At 38.8% G+C, this 18,931-nt stretch carries 16 protein-coding genes; 13 read left to right on the top strand and 3 right to left on the bottom strand.

Annotated elements, in window-relative coordinates:
- The first annotated feature begins 155 nt into the window (after positions 1-155).
- Positions 156-641 (top strand): DnaJ domain-containing protein, encoded by a 486-nt coding sequence (locus tag BR73_RS0117715; RefSeq protein ID WP_033166631.1) that lies wholly within the window; start codon positions 156-158, stop codon positions 639-641.
- Between the two features lie 59 nt (positions 642-700).
- Here the strand turns inward: BR73_RS0117715 and BR73_RS0117710 are convergent, their stop codons facing one another.
- Positions 701-1,693: an Ig-like domain-containing protein gene (locus BR73_RS0117710; protein WP_033166630.1), complete on the bottom strand. Its 993-nt coding sequence runs from the start codon at positions 1,691-1,693 to the stop codon at positions 701-703.
- A 182-nt stretch (positions 1,694-1,875) separates the two neighbouring features.
- On the opposite strand from BR73_RS0117710, the gene BR73_RS0117705 reads away from it, so the two are divergent.
- Complete coding sequence (locus tag BR73_RS0117705) at positions 1,876-2,493, top strand: nucleotidyltransferase family protein (protein ID WP_033166629.1); 618 nt, start codon at positions 1,876-1,878, stop codon at positions 2,491-2,493.
- Between the two features lie 97 nt (positions 2,494-2,590).
- Here the strand turns inward: BR73_RS0117705 and BR73_RS0117700 are convergent, their stop codons facing one another.
- Positions 2,591-3,214 (bottom strand): superoxide dismutase, encoded by a 624-nt coding sequence (locus BR73_RS0117700; protein WP_033166628.1) that lies wholly within the window; start codon positions 3,212-3,214, stop codon positions 2,591-2,593.
- Positions 3,215-3,607: 393 nt separating this feature from the next.
- Between BR73_RS0117700 and BR73_RS0117695 the strand changes: the two genes are divergently transcribed.
- Both BR73_RS0117695 and BR73_RS0117690 read left to right on the top strand, forming a co-directional pair.
- Positions 3,608-5,326 carry a methyl-accepting chemotaxis protein gene (locus BR73_RS0117695; protein ID WP_033166627.1) on the top strand — a complete coding sequence of 573 codons (1,719 nt, stop codon included), beginning with the start codon at positions 3,608-3,610 and terminating at the stop codon, positions 5,324-5,326.
- 149 nt (positions 5,327-5,475) lie between these two features.
- Positions 5,476-5,748, top strand: a complete 273-nt coding sequence (locus BR73_RS0117690) for a late competence development ComFB family protein (RefSeq protein WP_033166626.1) — start codon at positions 5,476-5,478, stop codon at positions 5,746-5,748.
- A 143-nt stretch (positions 5,749-5,891) separates the two neighbouring features.
- Here BR73_RS0117690 and rpsT read toward each other — a convergent pair whose 3' ends face one another.
- Positions 5,892-6,155 carry a 30S ribosomal protein S20 gene (gene rpsT, locus BR73_RS0117685; protein WP_033166625.1) on the bottom strand — a complete coding sequence of 88 codons (264 nt, stop codon included), beginning with the start codon at positions 6,153-6,155 and terminating at the stop codon, positions 5,892-5,894.
- A 213-nt stretch (positions 6,156-6,368) separates the two neighbouring features.
- Here rpsT and gpr point away from each other — a divergent pair, with 213 nt between their 5' ends.
- From gpr to prmA, 9 genes are all read left to right on the top strand, one after another.
- Positions 6,369-7,277 carry a GPR endopeptidase gene (gene gpr / locus BR73_RS0117680; RefSeq protein WP_033166624.1) on the top strand — a complete coding sequence of 303 codons (909 nt, stop codon included), beginning with the start codon at positions 6,369-6,371 and terminating at the stop codon, positions 7,275-7,277.
- 268 nt (positions 7,278-7,545) lie between these two features.
- On the top strand, positions 7,546-8,928 hold the full coding sequence (locus tag BR73_RS27570; protein WP_051685285.1) for a stage II sporulation protein P: 1,383 nt from the start codon (positions 7,546-7,548) through the stop codon (positions 8,926-8,928).
- 478 nt (positions 8,929-9,406) lie between these two features.
- A complete protein-coding gene (gene lepA / locus BR73_RS0117670) occupies positions 9,407-11,215 on the top strand; it encodes a translation elongation factor 4 (protein WP_033166623.1) in 1,809 nt (602 codons plus the stop codon).
- Between the two features lie 223 nt (positions 11,216-11,438).
- Positions 11,439-12,623, top strand: coding sequence for a radical SAM family heme chaperone HemW (hemW, locus tag BR73_RS0117665; protein ID WP_033166622.1), 1,185 nt, complete (start codon positions 11,439-11,441; stop codon positions 12,621-12,623).
- Between the two features lie 197 nt (positions 12,624-12,820).
- Positions 12,821-13,852, top strand: coding sequence for a heat-inducible transcriptional repressor HrcA (gene hrcA, locus BR73_RS0117660; RefSeq protein WP_033166621.1), 1,032 nt, complete (start codon positions 12,821-12,823; stop codon positions 13,850-13,852).
- 42 nt (positions 13,853-13,894) lie between these two features.
- On the top strand, positions 13,895-14,563 hold the full coding sequence (grpE, locus tag BR73_RS0117655) for a nucleotide exchange factor GrpE (RefSeq protein WP_347463453.1): 669 nt from the start codon (positions 13,895-13,897) through the stop codon (positions 14,561-14,563).
- 94 nt (positions 14,564-14,657) lie between these two features.
- On the top strand, positions 14,658-16,514 hold the full coding sequence (dnaK, locus tag BR73_RS0117650) for a molecular chaperone DnaK (protein WP_033166620.1): 1,857 nt from the start codon (positions 14,658-14,660) through the stop codon (positions 16,512-16,514).
- 187 nt (positions 16,515-16,701) lie between these two features.
- A complete protein-coding gene (gene dnaJ / locus BR73_RS0117645; RefSeq protein ID WP_033166619.1) occupies positions 16,702-17,859 on the top strand; it encodes a molecular chaperone DnaJ in 1,158 nt (385 codons plus the stop codon).
- Positions 17,860-17,965: 106 nt separating this feature from the next.
- Positions 17,966-18,919, top strand: coding sequence for a 50S ribosomal protein L11 methyltransferase (gene prmA / locus BR73_RS0117640; protein WP_033166618.1), 954 nt, complete (start codon positions 17,966-17,968; stop codon positions 18,917-18,919).
- Positions 18,920-18,931 lie beyond the last annotated feature (12 nt).

The raw sequence follows: 18,931 nt of genomic DNA, 5'->3' as shown, positions 1-18,931 counted from the left end.
AATTTTGTCTACTGCTTAGAGGAAGACCCTAAAAATGACAGAAAATTAAATGACCGAAAATGGAGTAATAGTATGCATTTAGACTGGAATTATGCTTTGAAATATTCTATACTAAGAATTGATTAAGCAATTGACTTAGAAAGAAGGAACATGATTTGCCGGATTGTTATTATAGTGAAGGTGATATAAAACGGAAAATAAGAAATCTAAAAAAATTGGAAATGAGGTTAAGGTTCCATCAATTAGAATCCAATGGAGTCTACAAAGGCTGGGAAACCAGTAAATCTATTCCTAAAAAACTGGTTTGGGATGAATTTTTCTGCCTCCAGGATAACTGTAAAAATGTTAGATACAATATGAAAGACTTAATTACCTTAGATAGAGACGGACTTAAAAATGTAATCAGTCAGTTCTATTATGCAGTTTTCTATAGAAAATTTCAGGAAACGGGAATGTTGGATAGTAGTCTCTATGATCCGGATATACTGATGAAGATGGGGCTTCCAATTGATGCGGATGCCGGAGCCATCAAGAAGAGATTTCGTGAACTTGCGAAAGAATATCATCCCGATGCGGGAGGAACCAGTGAAAAGTTCGTTGAATTATTGGAGCAGATGAATTCCCTTCGCTTAAGAGATTAATTACAGATTTATATTTATCTGTTTGCCGTAATTCTTTCATCTTAAGGAGTAAACAACTGTTATTCAGTTACATAGACCGTGCAGCGCATTTTAATGCCGTCTTCAGCGGCATATATGTAAGCACGGCCTTTTTGTATTCCAGTAACATTTCCTTTTGCATCAACTGTGGCAATATTTGGGTTACTGGTGGACCAGGCCGGTAGATTGCCGGAGGATACTTTGGCATTGATTTTATTGCAGTTACCTTTTTTTATTGTGATTTCATAAGTATCCAGAGTGATTTCCGGCTGCTTTACAGTTACAGTGCAGCTTTTGCTGATTCCGCTGACGGTAGCAGTTATGATAGCAACACCATGTTTAAGAGCAGTTAAATTACCGTTTTCATCTACGGTTACGATGCTTTTCTTGTTAGATTTCCAGGTTGGTGTAAGCATGGAAGATACATCTGCCGTTAGGCTGAAAGTTTGGCTTCGGTACAACGAGAGGCTGGTTCGGCTAAGAGTTACTTTGGGTGATTTCACTGTTAGAGAGAAGGTAGAACTGGTTTTGTCAACAGTTGCTGTGATAACAGCTTTGCCTGGTTTTAACCCGGTTACTGTACCATTCTCGTCAATTACAGCCACACTTTTAGGAGTACACTTCCAGGTTACATTATTACCAGTAGAGGTTTTTGCAGATAATGCAAGTGATTCGCTTGCCTCAATTGAATTCTTTGATGCAAGGATAGCAATAGTTGTTTTACGGACTATAATCTTGCAGGAAGCTTCCGCTTTGTTGATTTTAGCTGTTATCTTTACAGTACCGGCACTTTTGGCAGTTATTTCACCATAGGTATTAACAGAAGCTATTTTCGAATCACTGCTTCTAAAGGTTGGCATACTTCCATCATGAGTAATAGCAAAGATTTGAAATTCCTCCCCAACATTAAGAGTCATTTCGTATTGAGTTAATAAGACAAAGGGGACTGGGCTGAAGGCACCTGCCTGAAGCTGCATAACTGGCAGAAAAAATAAAGAAATACACAATAGAACTGATATTAAGATTTTTTTCATTGGCTTATCATTCCCTTTCCATATCCGGATGGAAGGAATTACAGCAAACTAACAGTAGTTTAGCATTAATTACATCATTTGTAAATGAAAATTTCATATGTTAATAATATATTCTTTTAAAGATCACTTTTCGAATGAAGGTTTTAATCCCTGAAGCTAATAAACTTTATTAAGGAGACCCTATGAACACAAAGGATAACACAGAGCAAAATGAGAATTACGCCAAAGAGCTTCACAAAATCCTTAAATCCAATGAACAACTCTATAATGTTATTGAAAAAGCGGAGGGGCTTTTAAATATGCCATACTATATCGGTGCAGGCTGTATAACTCAGTCCGTATGGAATTATCTAAATGGCAATGAACCTATGTATGGAATAGAGGATCTGGATTTCGTATATTTTGATAAAAAGGATACTACATATGAAGGTGAAAACAATATAATTGAGCAGATCAAAGAGAGAATCGGAGATCAGAACATCCGTATAGACATTAAGAACCAGGCAAGAGTACACCTCTGGTATCAGCAGCATTTCGGATATGCTGTTGAGCCTTATAAATCCCTGGAGGAGGCTATTGATACATGGCCTACAACTGCATCAGCGGTTGGAGTGAGGCTGGAGTCAGGCATGTTAAAGATTTATGCACCTTTTGGCATGGGAGATATGTTTGCTCAGGTAGTGATTGCCAACAAAACTAGAATAACCAGAGAAATATATGAAAATAAGTCAAGGAAATGGGCAAGAAAATGGAACACCTTAAAAATTATGCCTTGGAATTACGAAGCAAAAATCCGTTAAATGATTCGTTTCATGAATCATTTAACGGATAGATAAAGATGCTTACGCCTTTATAAGCTTTTACTGGTTAAAGTATTTAAATAACGCCCTTGTTATCTTATGCGGTTACTTCTTTGTAATTCGCAGCAACTTTATTCCAGTCAGTAACATCGAAGAAAGCTTTTACATAGTCTACACGCAAATTTTTATATTTCAGATAATATGCATGTTCCCAGACATCAATACCAAGAATGGGTGTCCATTCACCTTTTGTCTCCATAATAGGATTATCCTGATTAGGAGAAGAAGTAACCTGTAAATCACCTGCTTTGTTAGCGGAAAGCCAAGCCCAGCCGGAACCGAAACGGGTAGTGGCAGCAGCGGTAAGTTTCTCCTTTAATACATCAAAACTACCAAAGTCTTTTGTAATCTGTTCAGCCAGTTTTCCTTCTGGCTGACCACCGCCTTTAGGAGACATGGTATCAAAATAAAGATTGTGATTATAGAAACCACCGCCGTTATTACGGATAGCATTTTTTTGTGCTTCATCAGTTAGGGTGTCTAAGGAAGTGAATATCTCCTCGATGGTCTTACCAGAAAGTTCGGGAGCCTTTTCTAATGCAGCATTTAAGTTATTGGTGTAAGTTGCATGATGTTTGCTGTAGTGAGTATTCATTGTCAACTCATCAATATGAGGTTCAAGGTCCTTAAAGTCATAGGATAATTCAATTTGTTTAAACATAATGGTTACACTCCTTTTAATTATTTTATATAGTACATTGTAATTCGGATTTGATAATGAATCTTATTATTATTTATCATGACTCTATTATGCCACATTATAAGATTGAATGCAATACAATTTTATAAAATTAATGATTAATTATTATCAATCAAAGTTAGTTTTTACAATTTTGATGTTTTTTATAACCTTTTTGGACATTTTGCTACAAGATCAAGACAGAATACGCATAAATATGACATTATAGTTCTTGACATAGAAATTTTGATTTATTAATATTTTATTAATACTATTAAAAGTGAAATAAATAAATTAACTACTGCGGCAGTTAATAAATAATGTGCATAGGAGGAGTATATATAGGATGCCGCTTTCTATATATACATTTTGCGGATGAGGTTATTAAAGGATCTATCAATTCGTGTGAAATTGGTTGCAAGTTTTTCGATTTTTTTAGTTTTTATAATTATTTTAGGTTTTATGGCCTCCGGAAGCGTTCGTAAGATTGCTGAAAACGGATCGCAGATGTACAGCTATAATCTCAAAAGCATTGATGTGCTTCATGAAATCAAAGAAAACAACTTAGAAATCAAAGCAAATCTGTTGGATGCGTTGTATGCTCAGAGTATGCAGACATCAAATCAGATACTTCCTATAATTGAAGAATTAAAGGCTGATAATGATCAGTTGATGGATACATATGAAAAGAATTTATTAAAGGCTGATAATAAAAAACTCTGGGATACTTATAAAGAGGAACTGGAGAAATACAGAGAATCCAGAAACCAGCTTATAAAATACATCTCACAAGGTAATACGGCAATGGCCAAAGGACTTATGGAAGAGAATGAAGTGAGCCGTGTTACTATGCAGGATCAGCTTAATCAATTGGTAAAAAGTAATCAGGACATAGCTGAGAGCAAAAATACCGAAAATAAAGCTTATGTTGCTATGCTTAATATCTTAACACTGGTAGTTTCCATTTTAGGTATTGTACTTGCAGCTTTCCTTGGGTTTGTTCTTTCCACATACATAACAAAATACCTTAAGCTGGGGCTTACCTTTGCTCAGGCTTTGGAAAATGGTGACCTGACCACTGAGATTAGTTCTGTAAGCAATGACGAACTGGGTAAATTAATTAATTCTTTAGGAAAAGCACAGGACAGAATGAGAAGTACCATGTCCAATATCATGGACAGAACCATGGAGGTTGCAGCATCAAGCCAGCAGCTGTCAGCTGCAATAGAAGAAGTATCAGCAACCTTTACAATAATAAATAATAATACAGAAAATATTGTAAGTGGCATTATAGATGTTAATACAGCCACAGAGGAATTAACTGCTACGATTGATCAGGTTAATTCAGGGGTTACCCAGCTGGCAACCAGTTCCTCAGACGGTAATATGCAATCAGTCACCATTAAGAACCGTGCAGTTAAGATTAAAGAAAACGGAATCAAATCCAAAGAACTTGCTGATAAACTATACGACCAAACAGAAGAGAAGATTCAAAAATCCATTGAAAATGCCAAGGTTGTAGAAGAGATCTCTGTAATTGCAAGTTCAATTGCATCCATAGCAGAACAAACGAATTTACTTTCACTGAATGCAGCCATTGAAGCTGCCAGAGCAGGTGAGCACGGCAGGGGATTTGCAGTAGTTGCAGATGAAATCAGAAGCCTGGCTGAGCAATCCACCGGTTATGTTAAGGATATTACAGAATTGGTTGAAAAAGTAATCAATTCCGTAAATGACCTAGCCGATAACTCCAGAGAAATCCTGGAATTTGTTGATAACAGAGTACGTGTCGATTATGATCTTCTTATTCAGACCGGTATAAATTATGAAAAAGATGCTATTTATGTAAATGGTTTATCACAGGATACGGCATCAATGTCAGAAGAGCTGAATGCCTCAACAGAAGAAATAAGTAGTGTAGTTCAAAGCATTGCTGCAAATATGGAAGGTACCGCTCAGAGCTCAGAAGAAATCCTAAGCAGTATGGATACAACCTCAAGATCCATCGATGACATGGCAAAAATGGCGCAGAGTCAGGCTAAAGTAGCTGACAGCCTTAATCAGGCAGTAGCTTTATTCAAACTTAATGCGTAATAAAAAATAGTTAAAATAAAGAGAGAAAAAGGGTAAAATTATAGTAAATAGGACCCTTTTTCTCTCTTTTTCTACATAATCTGCTTGTATTATAATGTAATCATGATATACTGATGTCAGATTGAATAATAAAGTATAAAGGGGAATTTATGAGATATCATAATCTGATGGAAAAAATAGTGGTTGTAAAATTAGATGAAATATGGGATAAGTTCGAAGGGTGTAAGTGTGACAGATGCCGTGATGATATTATTGCATGTGCTCTGAATAATACGACTCCTAAATATGTTGTTTCAGAAGAAGGGGAGCTGTATGCAAAAGCTGAAAGCCTCAATGCAGATTACGAGTTGGAATTGGTGAAGATAGTATCCAAGGCTATAAATGCAGTTAGTGCCAACCCCAGTCATTTACTGAAAGTATAACATTACAGGTATAAACTCATGTATATATCTGCAAACTATATAATCCCAGCGAATAAACAAAAGAAATAGAGCCGTTACCAGAAGCAACGGCTCTATTTCTTTCTATTATAAATCTGAACGGGTTAATTCAGATTCTTTCGTTCTTAAGCAAGAGTATTAACAGCTTTGCTTAAACGGGAAACTTTTCTTGAAGCAGTATTCTTATGATAAACACCTTTGGATGTTGCTTTATCAATTTCAGAAATAGCAGCAAGTAAGCTTGTCTTAGCAAGGTCTTTGTCACCGGCAGCCACGGCAGCATCAACTTTCTTTATAGTAGTCTTAACTTTAGACTTGATAGCTTTGTTTCTTAACGCTTTTGTTTCATTAACTAAAATACGCTTTTTAGCAGATTTAATGTTAGCCAAATCGTACACCTCCACAACTATGTTAAATTTTGAGTAATTTTTCAATCACATCAGTTCCTGGGAACTGGTTCTTGTTCCATTAAATCCGGACACGGACGTTCTAATGTAAACATACTATTATATAGTATTATAAAGCATATGTTATGTCAATACATAATTCCAAAAAAATTGCAAAAAATAAGTTTAAAAACATATAAGGAGGAATCATATCCGATGGATAAATTAAGCCTGCCAAGAACCGACCTTGCACTGGAGATCCGTGAAACTTTTCCCGAGGATGATGTAGAAATACAAGGTGTGATACTAAAAGAAGAGTACAATAAAAAAAGAGACATAAAGGTTACTACAGTAACAATCAAGGAAGAAAGAGGTGCCAAAGCAATGGGAAAACCTATTGGCAACTATATAACCATTGAAGCTGCTAATCTGGGAGATTCTGATGAGAGCTACCATGAACCCATCTCGAAGGAGATTGTAAAATATGTTCGTCAATTAGCCGGAAATATAGCCGGAAAGGAAATATTGGTAGCAGGACTAGGGAATAGAGATGTAACACCAGATGCTTTGGGACCACAAGTCGTGGAGAATTTATTAGTTACAAGACATTTAAAAGAGGAATATGGAAGTGAGTTTCTTACAAAGAACAAAATGGGAAATATCAGCGCTATAGCACCGGGGGTAATGGCCCAGACCGGAATGGAAACAAGTGAAATACTAAAAGGAATCATAAATGAGACCAAACCGAAACTAATAGTTGTAATCGATGCATTGGCGGCAAGAAGTGTAGACAGGGTAAATAAGACCATACAAATAACAGATACTGGAATCAGTCCCGGGTCCGGTGTGGGAAATAACAGAAAAGCTCTCAATAAGGAAAGTCTTGGCGTTGATGTAATTGCCGTAGGTATTCCTACAGTAGTAGATGCTGCAACGATTGTTAAGGATACGATGGAGCGTTTTATGCAAGGACAAGGCTTCAAAGAACAGGAAATCAACCAATTTACCAGTGAACTTGGAAGCCAGAGCATGAAAACAATGTTCGTTACACCTAAAAATATAGATGAAGCTGTAAAGCAAATGAGTTATACCATATCAGAAGCTTTGAATGAGTGCTTCGTATAAGAAGCATTTAGAAGTGTTCTTTTGATGGCTGATTAAGGTGAATCTGAAAATCAGAACAACAAAAGAGCACTTCGTTTTATCTGCTCAATATGAAATATAAGCAATATTTGATAACCAGAGGTCATCAGAACACAGGAAACCAGGACCGGCAAGGGCATGTCTTAAAAATTTCTTAAATATGGATGGATAAGTTATCAGAATCTCACTTACGGCATAAGATAAATAAGGTGTAATTATACAATGCTGTAAATGAAATGAGGAGTAAGGAATGAGAAGATATCGCTACAAGGCTGAAAGAATGTTTTTTATGACTCTCTGGTCAATTATACTTATATTAAGTTTTACGGTACTCATTAAGGGAATAAATGTACTTGGCAATAACGGCCTGGCGAAAACAAGTATATCACTGAAAGAAAAAGTAATAACCGTTATAAGCAATTATGTTTTGGAGAATCATAATTCCATATTCCAATATGTAAGAGATACCAGTGAAAACAGTAACAGCAGCTATGCCTTAAGCGGAATGATACATAGTTTCCCAATCAATGAATATGTTGCGAATGCCACTGAAACAGAAAGTGAGAAAAGTAATCAATACATAAATAATAATCCTTTGATTTATTCCGCTAAAGATAACACACTTTTAAGGTATGACGATTATTTAAAGCTTATTAAACAGGGTGTACATACCACTCAACAGACTTCAGGGAATACGGTTGCTGAAACATCAGAAGAACCCGGAGATGCAGTGGCAGTAGACTCTAAAGGAATCAACAGTACCATGCTGCCCATAGATATAATAAACGGAGAATTTTATCTGGAGGATGAAGGCACCAGCCACATAGATGATAGTCACAAACAGGCTATCAGCTTTGGAAATGGCGAACACTATACGCTGGAACAGCTGGAAAATAAGCATTTTTTATATAATAATTTTTACATAGTGGATGGTACCACATCAGTAAAAGACTCAATATTTGATGCAAAAGCAATGTTAGGAATGGATATGACATTAAAAACAAAAGAAGACAAGCCGCAAATACTGATATACCATACCCATTCCCAGGAAGCATTTGCAGACAGCAGGAGCGGAAAAGTAGCAGATACGGTAGTAGGTGTAGGCGAAGTACTGGCTGACATCCTAGAGACAGAGTATGGTTACAACGTAATTCATGACAAAACGAAATATGACATGATGGGAGGGTATCTGGACCGTAACCTTGCCTATAACTACGCAAAAGACGGTGTCACAAAGCTTTTAAAGAAAAATCCGACTGTGGAAGTAGTAATAGATCTCCATAGAGATGAGGGAAATAAAAGAGTAGTGAACCTAAACGGTGAAAAAGTTGCAAATATCATGCTCTTTAACGGACTAAGCCGTAACTCAAAAGGAGAAGACATAGCCAGTCTGTATAACCCCAATCTACAGGCAAACCTGGCCTTCAGCCTGCAGCTCCAGCTAAAGGGAAGAGAACTGTTCCCGGGGCTAATGTACAAGAACTACCTAAAAGGCTACCGCTTCAATCTGCATCTAAGAGAAAAATCAATCCTGGCAGAAGTAGGTACAGCCAAAAATACCGTACAGGAAGAAAAGAACTCCATGAAATATCTGGCAGAGGTACTTGACCAGGTACTGCAAGGTGAAGAATAAGCTAACAAAAGTGAAATCATAAAAATAAAGTAAAGAACGTTATAACCAATGTATAAAATCATAAGCAATCGGGTAACCTTAATGCCAATAAAACAGAGGAGCATGGCTTATAGGAAGGAATTTTCTATTGAAGGATACCTAATGACACTTAAATGGAAGCAGTTGTCCCTAGGAAAAATTATACCACTGTTTGAGCACACAGCCCTACACTCATAAGACCTTTCCAGCGAGTTTGGTATAATTTTTCCCGCACAAGGGACAGCTGCTGCCATTTTAGTGGAATTTGGTACCCTGAACAAGAAAATGGATTCCTATAAGCCATGCTCCTCGTCCGTTGCCAAAGACCTAATATTCACGTCCACTTACCCTCTCAAGTAATCTAATCTGCTTGTCACTCTCCTTTTCATATGCTATAATACCCATATTGACCGAAATTAGGAAAAAGGATCAACTCATTTTTGCAGGAGGAACTTAATAAATGATTGAACAAAGCAATATTCGCAATTTCTGCATCATTGCTCATATAGATCACGGCAAATCAACCCTTGCGGATCGTATTATAGAAAAGACAGGCCTGCTGACCAGCAGGGAAATGCAGGCACAGGTACTTGATAACATGGAACTTGAGAGGGAAAGAGGAATAACCATAAAAGCTCAGGCTGTCAGAACCGTATACAAGGCAAAGAACGGCGAAGAGTATATCTTTAACCTTATCGATACTCCGGGACATGTGGATTTCAACTATGAGGTATCCAGAAGCCTTGCAGCCTGTGAAGGTGCGATTCTGGTAGTGGATGCTGCGCAGGGAATTGAAGCGCAGACTCTTGCCAATGTATATCTGGCACTGGACCACAACCTGGATATTATGCCGGTTATCAATAAAATAGACTTACCCAGTGCGGAGCCTGAAAGGGTGAAAGCTGAGATTGAGGATGTAATAGGGCTGGAAGCACAGGATGCACCGCTGATTTCTGCAAAAATAGGACTTAACATTGAAGAAGTATTAGAACAGATCGTAACCAAAATAGCACCTCCCAAAGGAGATGTAACAGCTCCCTTGCAAGCATTGATCTTCGACTCAAAATATGATTCCTATAAAGGGGTTATTATTTTCTGCCGTGTCATGGAAGGAAAGATAACCAGAGATACCACTATAAAAATGATGGCAACCGGAGCAACCGCAGAGGTTGTTGAACTTGGAACCTTTGGTGCGGGACAATTTATCCCCTGTGAAGAACTCACAGCCGGCATGGTAGGTTATGTGACTGCAAGTTTAAAGAATGTACGTGATACCAGAGTAGGCGATACCGTAACTGATGCGACAAATCCCTGCAAGCAGGCACTGCCGGGCTATAAAAAGGTAAACTCCATGGTTTACTGCGGTATGTATCCCGCTGACGGTGCTAAGTATCCCGATTTAAGAGATGCTCTTGAGAAGCTTCAGTTAAATGATGCGGCTCTTCAATTTGAGCCGGAGACCTCTGCGGCCTTGGGATTTGGATTCCGATGCGGCTTTTTAGGCTTATTGCATCTTGAAATCATTCAGGAACGGTTAGAGAGAGAATATAACCTGGATATCGTAACAACAGCTCCGGGTGTTGTATATAAGGTTCATAAGACAGATGGTCAGATCCTTGAAATAACAAACCCCTCCAATTTACCCGACCCTTCTGAGATAGAGATGATGGAGGAGCCAATGGTAAGCGCAGAAATCATGGTTACCACAGAGTTTGTAGGTGCAATAATGAACCTATGCCAGGAGAGAAGAGGTATATATCTTGGTATGGAATACATGGAAACTACCAGAGCATTGTTAAAATATGATCTGCCTTTAAATGAAATTATCTATGACTTCTTTGATGCATTAAAGTCCAGATCTAAAGGTTATGCCTCCTTTGACTATGAAATGAAGGGATATGTACAGTCCGAACTTGTGAAACTGGATATTCTGATAAACAAAGAAGAAGTGGATGCTCTGTCCTTTATCGTACACGGGGAGTCAGCCTATGAACGTGGCAGGAAAATGTGCGGCAAGCTGAAGGAAGAGATTCCGAGACAGCTCTTTGAAATTCCCATTCAGGCAGCTATCGGCAGCAAGGTTATTGCCAGAGAAACTGTTAAAGCGATGAGAAAAGATGTACTTGCTAAATGTTACGGCGGTGATATATCACGTAAAAGAAAGCTGTTAGAGAAGCAAAAAGAAGGTAAGAAACGTATGCGCCAGGTGGGTAATGTAGAGATACCTCAGAAAGCCTTTATGAGTGTGTTGAAGCTGGATGAAGATTAGTAAGATTACCTTATAATTAGAAAATAATATATTAATAAAATTCTTCTGTTATTGTGATGTTATTTGGTTTTCTTTTTTTGATGGTTTATTATATGAACTGCTCTCAAAAAAGGATTATTCGGAACCAGCTTAGATCACATAATCAGAAGAATTTTTGATTAAAATATTAAATGCATATTTATTGCACTCAATATGCGCACAAACCGTGGAGGTTAACAGTTAAGTGGAAAAGAAAAAAGACTTGGGGTTATATATACACATACCTTTCTGCGAAAAAAAATGCAACTACTGTGATTTTCTATCAGCAGCAGCTGACCAGGGAACGAAAGCTGCTTATGTCGATGCTTTAATAAAGGAGATTGGCAGCTACAGATATTTAACTGAGGATTACAGGATCAGCACAATATTTATGGGAGGGGGAACACCCTCCACCTTAACGGAAGAAGAGCTGGTCCGTATCATGGAAACGGTAAAGGATGTTTTTCGAATAGAGGACCGATATCTTTCTGATGAGAAACATAGCAGTGGGTTACCAATGGAGGATTATATTGAGGCAACCATAGAAGTAAATCCTGGAACGGTGAGCAGGGAGAAGCTCCTTATATTAAAGGAAGCTGGATTAAACCGTATCAGTATGGGCCTTCAATCTGCTGATAACAAGGACTTAAAGCTCCTGGGCAGAATTCATACCTATGAAACATTTTTAGACACTTACATGGCGGCCCGGGAGGCGGGCTTTCAAAACATAAACATTGACCTTATGTCTGCTCTTCCCTGGCAGTCATTACAGGACTGGATGGAAGTATTAGAGAAGGTTATAAGCTTAAGACCGGAGCATATATCTGCCTATAGCCTTATAATAGAAGAAGGAACACCTTTTTATGAAAAATATTCCGAGGTTTCCTTTGATGATGAGCTGGACAGGACAATGTATTGGAGTACCGCAGAACGGCTTAAGGCTGCCGGATACGGACATTATGAGATTTCTAATTATGCCCTTATGAACAGGGAATGCAGACACAATATATCATACTGGATCAGAAAGAATTACCTGGGTGTGGGTCTGGGGGCATCCTCATTAATTGAAAATAAAAGATTTCATAAGGAAGAAGATCTAAAAAAGTATCTGGAGCAGGCAGGAATAGCAGACAGCCTTCCAAAAGATGTAGAACTGCTTGATAAGAAACAGCAGATGGAAGAGTTTATGTTTCTTGGCTTAAGGCTGATGGATGGAGTAAACACAGAAGAATTTCATAAGCTTTTTGGGACCTCCATTGAAAGTATTTATAGCTTACCCATTGAACAGTCTGTAAGAGAAGGACTTCTTTCAGAAGAAAACGGGCAGATTTTTCTAACCGCTAAAGGGATTGACTTAAGTAATACAGTTATGGCAAGATTTTTGCTCTAGGGCAGTATTTTTCAGCTTGATAAAGAGAAAACTACCCGAGTAAGTATTATATAAGTTGAAGTGAGAATTATGCATAAAATATTGGATTTTTTTGAAAATAGCACTTGACAAAGTAAAGCTTAAGTGCTATTTTATGTATAAAGATATTAGCACTCTATTGAAGTGAGTGCTAACAATCAAAGAGCAGGAGGGATTCGATGGAACTGGATGAAAGAAAATTGAAGATATTACAGGCTATTATCCGAAATTATCTGGAAACCGGTGAACCGGTAGGGTCAAGAACCATATCGAAATACACCGACCTGAATCTCAGCTCTGCCACTATTAGAAATGAAATGGCAGATTTGGAGGAGTTGGGATATATCATTCAACCCCATACCTCAGCCGGCAGAATACCTTCGGATAAAGGATACCGCTTATATGTGGATACCTTATTAGAAGATAAAACCCATGAAGTGGAAGAAATGAAGGAATTGATTCTTGAGAAGGCAGGTAAACTTGACCAGTTGTTAAAACAAGTGGCAAGGCTTTTGGCAGATAATACCAACTATACCACTCTGGTGACGAAGCCACAATACCGAAGCAAGAAGGTAAAGTTTATTCAGCTGACGGAAGTTGACGCAACACATATTCTTGCCGTTATTCTCGTTGAGGGTAATGTAGTTAAGAATAAGATCATTGAAGTAACCGAATGTCTGAATAAAGAAATTATATTAAAGCTTAATATTGTATTTAACACTTTCCTTCAGGGATTAGATCTTACAGAAATCAACATGTCCCTTATACAAAAGATGAAGGAACAGGCGGGGAACTACAATATGCTTGTCAGCCATATACTGGATGCCGTAGCAGAAGCAATCAGTGAAGAAGAAGATGTGGAGATCTTCACAAGCGGTGCCACCAATATATTGAAATACCCGGAATTAAGTGATGTTGATAAGGTAATGGAGTTAATAGACACCCTGGAAGAGAAGGAACAGCTTTCAGACATCATCATCAATAAACTGGAAGCTCCGGAATCAGGAGGCATACAGGTCTATATCGGCAGTGAGACACCGGTAAAGTCCATGAAGGATTGTTCCGTTGTTACTGCTACCTATCAGATAGAAGAAGGCGTATATGGCAAGATTGGTATTATAGGACCCAAGCGTATGGATTATGAGAGAGTAGTAAATATATTGCATACCCTTATGGCACAATTAGATGATATATTTAAGAAGAAGACTTAGCATAGTCTTAAAACCTAACAGAAGGAAAGGCGGTTTGTATAAGTGGAAGATAAAACAAATTCTATGGATGAAACCTTAAAAGACCAGGATATCAATCCTGATGTTTCAGAAGATACCTTAGAAAAAACGGAACAGGAATCTGACGTGGCAGCAGAGGATACAGACACTGCAGAAACAGTTGAAGAGACCGACGCAGAAGATACAGAAGAAGATGGAAAAGACGGACAGAAATCCGGAAAATCCTTCTTTCGAAAAGACAAGAAAGAGAAAAAAGATAAGAAAGACTTAAAGATTGATGAATTAAACGACAGACTGATTCGTAATATGGCTGAGTTCGATAATTTCAGAAAACGTTCCGAGAAAGAAAAATCTCAGATGTTTGAAATCGGAGCAAGAGATATCATTGAGAAAATACTTCCTGTCATCGATAATTTCGAACGCGGTCTGGGTGCCATTTCTGAAGAAGAAAGAGAAAGTGCTTTTGCGCAAGGTGTTGAAAAGATCTATAAGCAGATGTTCACAGCTCTTTCAGATGCAGGCTTAAAGCCTATAGAAGCAGTTGGCAAACCCTTTGATCCCAATTTCCATAATGCAGTGATGCATGCAGAAGATCCGGAACAGGGTGAGAACCTTGTAGCTGAAGAATTCCAAAAAGGATATACCTACAGGGATGTGGTAATCCGTCACAGTATGGTTAAAGTAGTAAACTAACGCAAGCAGCTAAGTGGGCTTATCTGGTTCACTTTCATAAATATTAATATATCAAGCAAAATAAAACACTTATAATAGAAGGAGGAAATTTATCATGGGTAAAATAATTGGAATCGATTTAGGTACCACAAACTCATGTGTAGCAGTAATGGAAGGCGGAAAGCCCGTAGTTATTGCAAATACAGAAGGAGCAAGAACAACTCCCTCCGTAGTAGCTTTTACAAAGACAGGAGAAAGACTGGCAGGTGAAGCTGCTAAACGTCAGGCAGTAACAAATTCAGATAAAACAATCTCTTCCATCAAGAGACATATGGGAACTGACTATAAAGTTACGATTGACGATAAAAAATATACACCTCAGGAAATTTCTGCAATGGTTCTTCAGAAATTAAAAGCGGATGCTGAAAGCTACCTGGGTGAAAAAGTAACAGAAGCGGTTATTACTGTTCCTGCTTACTTTAACGATGCTCAGAGACAGGCAACAAAGGATGCAGGTAAGATTGCAGGACTTGATGTTAAGAGAATTATTAACGAGCCTACAGCTGCAGCTTTGGCATATGGTCTTGATAACGAGCATGAGCAGAAAATTATGGTTTACGATTTAGGTGGTGGTACCTTCGACGTTTCCATCATTGAAATCGGCGATGGCGTTATTGAAGTATTAGCTACTTCCGGTGACAACCGTTTAGGTGGTGATGACTTCGATGATAAGATTACCAGATATATGATTGAAGAATTCAAGAAGACAGAAGGCGTTGACTTAAGTCTTGACAAGATGGCACTTCAGAGATTAAAAGAAGCAGCAGAGAAGGCTAAGAAAGAATTATCTTCTGCTACTACAACAAACATAAACCTTCCTTTCATCACTGCAACTGCAGAAGGTCCCAAGCACTTCGATATGAATTTAACAAGAGCTAAATTTGATGAGCTGACACATGACCTGGTTGAGAGAACAACAGTACCTGTTCAGAACGCATTAAGAGATGCAGGACTTACAGCTTCTGACCTTAAGAAAGTCCTTTTAGTAGGTGGTTCTACACGTATACCTGCTGTACAGGATAAAGTTAGACAGTTAACTGGCCAGGAAGCTTCCAAGACCTTAAATCCCGATGAATGTGTTGCTATCGGTGCTTCTATCCAGGGTGGTAAATTAGCAGGTGATGCCGGTGCAGGAGATATCCTTCTTCTTGATGTTACTCCACTGTCCTTAAGTATTGAGACAATGGGTGGTGTAGCAACCAGATTAATCGAGAGAAATACAACCATTCCTACTAAGAAGAGCCAGGTATTCTCAACAGCAGCTGATAATCAGAGCGCAGTTGATATTAACGTTGTACAGGGTGAAAGACAGTTTGCCAAAGACAACAAGAGCCTTGGACAATTCCGTCTGGATGGAATTCCACCAGCAAGAAGAGGTGTTCCTCAGATTGAAGTTACCTTTGATATTGATGCCAACGGTATCTTAAATGTATCAGCCAAGGATTTAGGAACAGGAAGAGAACAGCATATCACAATTACCGGTGGTTCTAACCTTTCTGATGCAGATATTGATAAGGCAGTAAAAGAAGCTGCTGAATATGAAGCACAGGATAAGAAACGTAAAGAAGCAGTAGAAGTTAGAAATGATGCAGATTCTATGATATTCCAGACTGAAAAGGCTTTAACTGAAGTTGGTGATAAGATCAATCCTGATGATAAGACTAAGGTTGAGGCTGACTTAAATCACTTAAAAGATTTACTTCAGAAATCCAATCCGGAAGTTATGTCCGATGGCGAAGTAGAAGATATCAAAGCTGCAAAAGAGAAATTAATGGAAAGTGCTCAGGCCTTATTTGCTAAGCTTTATGAGCAGTCACAGGGCGGTCCTGCACCTGATATGTCAGGGGCACAGGGCGGTGCAGATGCTTCTTACGGAGACGATGTAGTAGACGGTGACTACAGAGAAGTTTAATTATAATTGTTAGTTACAATACAGTCCTTTAAGTTTTTGCTTGACGATTGTATCATAATTCATTAAAATATGATTTGACTTGTCGAATCGGAGAAAATGCAAAAGTATTACAATAGGCAGTCGAAGGACTGCCTATTTCTCAATATAGAGAATAGAGGCTGTTTTATTTAGGAGGATGGATTAGAGCATGGCAGATAAACGTGATTATTATGAGGTCCTTGGATTGTCCAAGACTGCAACAGAGGATGAAATAAAGAAAGCATACAGACAGCTTGCCAAGAAGTATCATCCCGATGCGAATCCGGGGGATAAGGAGGCAGAAGTAAAGTTTAAAGAAGCTTCAGAGGCATATGCAGTATTAAGCGATGGAGATAAGAGAAGACAATACGACCAGTTCGGTCACTCTGCCTTTGACGGTGGAGCCGGTGGTGCCGGTGGATTTGATTTTACCAACATGGATATGGGGGATATCTTCGGAGATATTTTCGGGGATCTTTTTGGAGGTGGAAGAACCAGAAGAGCCAGTAACGGCCCCATGAAGGGACCTAATGTCCGTGCCGGTGTAAGAATCACCTTTGAAGAAGCAGTAACCGGAGTTGATAAAGAATTAGACATAAACTTAAAAGAAGAGTGTACTACTTGTGGCGGCTCCGGCGCAAAACCGGGAACCGGAACAGAGACCTGCAAAAAGTGCGGTGGTAAAGGCCAGGTAGTATATACCCAGCAATCCTTATTCGGTATGGTTAGAAATGTTCAGAGCTGTCCAGATTGTAACGGAACCGGTAAGGTAATTAAAGATAAATGTACCGTTTGTTATGGCAGCGGTTATGTGAACAGAAAGAAGAAAATCCAGGTATCCATCCCGGCAGGTATTGATAACGGACAAAGCATCCGTATCAGGGATAAGGGAGAACCGGGAGTTAATGGTGGCGAAAGAGGAGATCTGCTGGTTGAAATTACAGTGGCACGTCACCCTATATTCCAGAGACAGGAATATGATATCTTCTCAACTGCTCCTATTTCTTATGCAAAAGCTGCCCTTGGCGGTGATGTCAAGATCAGCACAGTAGACGGCGATGTACTTTATACTGTAAAACCCGGTACTCAGACAGATACCAAAGTAAGGCTCAGAGGAAAAGGTATTCCTACTCTTCGTAACAAACAGGTCAGAGGTGACCACTATGTAACGCTGGTAGTTCAGGTACCTACAAAACTCACAGCTGATCAGAAAGAACTGCTGCAGAAATTTGAGGAAGCAATGGAGGGTAAGAGCGAGCCAGAACCCCACGAAGGTGATAAGGAAAAAGAAAAAGGTAAGAAAAAATTTTTCGGAAAAGATAAATAAAATTATACAATAGCAGCATTTATCAGTACAACTAACAGCAATCTGCAAAGGAGCATGGCTGTGAGAGCGTATTGGAGAGATGCTGCTTAAGTCAGGAGAACAAGAAATGAAATGGGTAAAACTCACTCTTAAGACTCTCACAGAAGCTGTAGAGCTTGTAAGTGACATGCTGATGGAAATGGGAATAGAAGGAATAGAGATTCAGGATAATGTTCCCATAACCGAAAGAGAGCGGAAAGAGTTGTTTATAGACATTCTTCCGGAACTTGATGTATCCAATCATGAGGCATTCATCAGCTTCTATCTGGAGGAAGAAGCCGATGTTGATGCAACTGTGAACGCTGTAAAGGAAGGACTTGCAGAGGTATCACAATTTGTTGACACCGGCGCTGGTGAAATCGAGATCTCCGTGACAGAGGACCTTGACTGGATTAATAATTGGAAAGCTTTCTTTAAGCCTTTCCGTTTAGAGGATAATATCGTTATCAAACCAACCTGGGAAGTCCTGACGGATAAAAGGGAGGGAGATATTGTCATCGAACTGGATCCGGGAACTTCTTTTGGAACCGGTTCTCATGAGACGACCAAGCTGTGTATCCTGGCCTTGAGGAAATATTTAAAAGCCGGCATGCAGGTACTTGATGTAGGTTGTGGCAGCGGAATCCTCTCAATTATTGCATCCAGACTTGGAGCTGAAACTGTACTTGGAACAGATATAGACCCTCGTGCTGTGGAAGCCTCTGCAGAAAACACCGAAGTGAATGGGCTAACAAAGGAAAAGGTATCCTTTATAAGCGGTGATATTATATCTGATGAGGAAATTAAGAAAACTGCAGGATTCGAAAAATATGATATAGTAGTAGCAAATATCCTTGCAGATATCATTATCCCTTTATCGGGGAAAATTGGTGAACATCTTAAAAAAGGCGGACTTTTTATTAGTTCTGGAATTATCAATACAAAAAAGGAACAGGTGCTCACCGCAATAAAGAGCAATGGTTTTGAGGTACTCGGAGTGGAAGAGATGGGAGACTGGGTATCTGTAATTGCAGTAAAATAAGAGCTTTGATAA

Origin of the sequence: Clostridium sp. KNHs205, from assembly GCF_000702945.1 — a bacterium.
Classification (GTDB): Bacteria; Bacillota; Clostridia; order Lachnospirales; family Lachnospiraceae; genus Anaerocolumna.
The sequence above is the reverse complement of the archived record's forward strand: the minus strand, read 5'-3'. Positions and strand labels throughout refer to the sequence as shown.

Coding starts and splice junctions, on each gene's coding strand:
- BR73_RS0117700 (WP_033166628.1), bottom strand. CDS start 3,214: ATGTTTAAACAAATTGAATTATCCTATGACTTTAAGGACCTTGAACCT.
- BR73_RS27570 (WP_051685285.1), top strand. CDS start 7,546: ATGAGAAGATATCGCTACAAGGCTGAAAGAATGTTTTTTATGACTCTC.
- dnaJ (WP_033166619.1), top strand. CDS start 16,702: ATGGCAGATAAACGTGATTATTATGAGGTCCTTGGATTGTCCAAGACT.
- BR73_RS0117690 (WP_033166626.1), top strand. CDS start 5,476: ATGAGATATCATAATCTGATGGAAAAAATAGTGGTTGTAAAATTAGAT.
- BR73_RS0117695 (WP_033166627.1), top strand. CDS start 3,608: ATGAGGTTATTAAAGGATCTATCAATTCGTGTGAAATTGGTTGCAAGT.
- prmA (WP_033166618.1), top strand. CDS start 17,966: ATGAAATGGGTAAAACTCACTCTTAAGACTCTCACAGAAGCTGTAGAG.
- gpr (WP_033166624.1), top strand. CDS start 6,369: ATGGATAAATTAAGCCTGCCAAGAACCGACCTTGCACTGGAGATCCGT.
- hrcA (WP_033166621.1), top strand. CDS start 12,821: ATGGAACTGGATGAAAGAAAATTGAAGATATTACAGGCTATTATCCGA.
- BR73_RS0117710 (WP_033166630.1), bottom strand. CDS start 1,693: ATGAAAAAAATCTTAATATCAGTTCTATTGTGTATTTCTTTATTTTTT.
- BR73_RS0117705 (WP_033166629.1), top strand. CDS start 1,876: ATGAACACAAAGGATAACACAGAGCAAAATGAGAATTACGCCAAAGAG.
- lepA (WP_033166623.1), top strand. CDS start 9,407: ATGATTGAACAAAGCAATATTCGCAATTTCTGCATCATTGCTCATATA.
- dnaK (WP_033166620.1), top strand. CDS start 14,658: ATGGGTAAAATAATTGGAATCGATTTAGGTACCACAAACTCATGTGTA.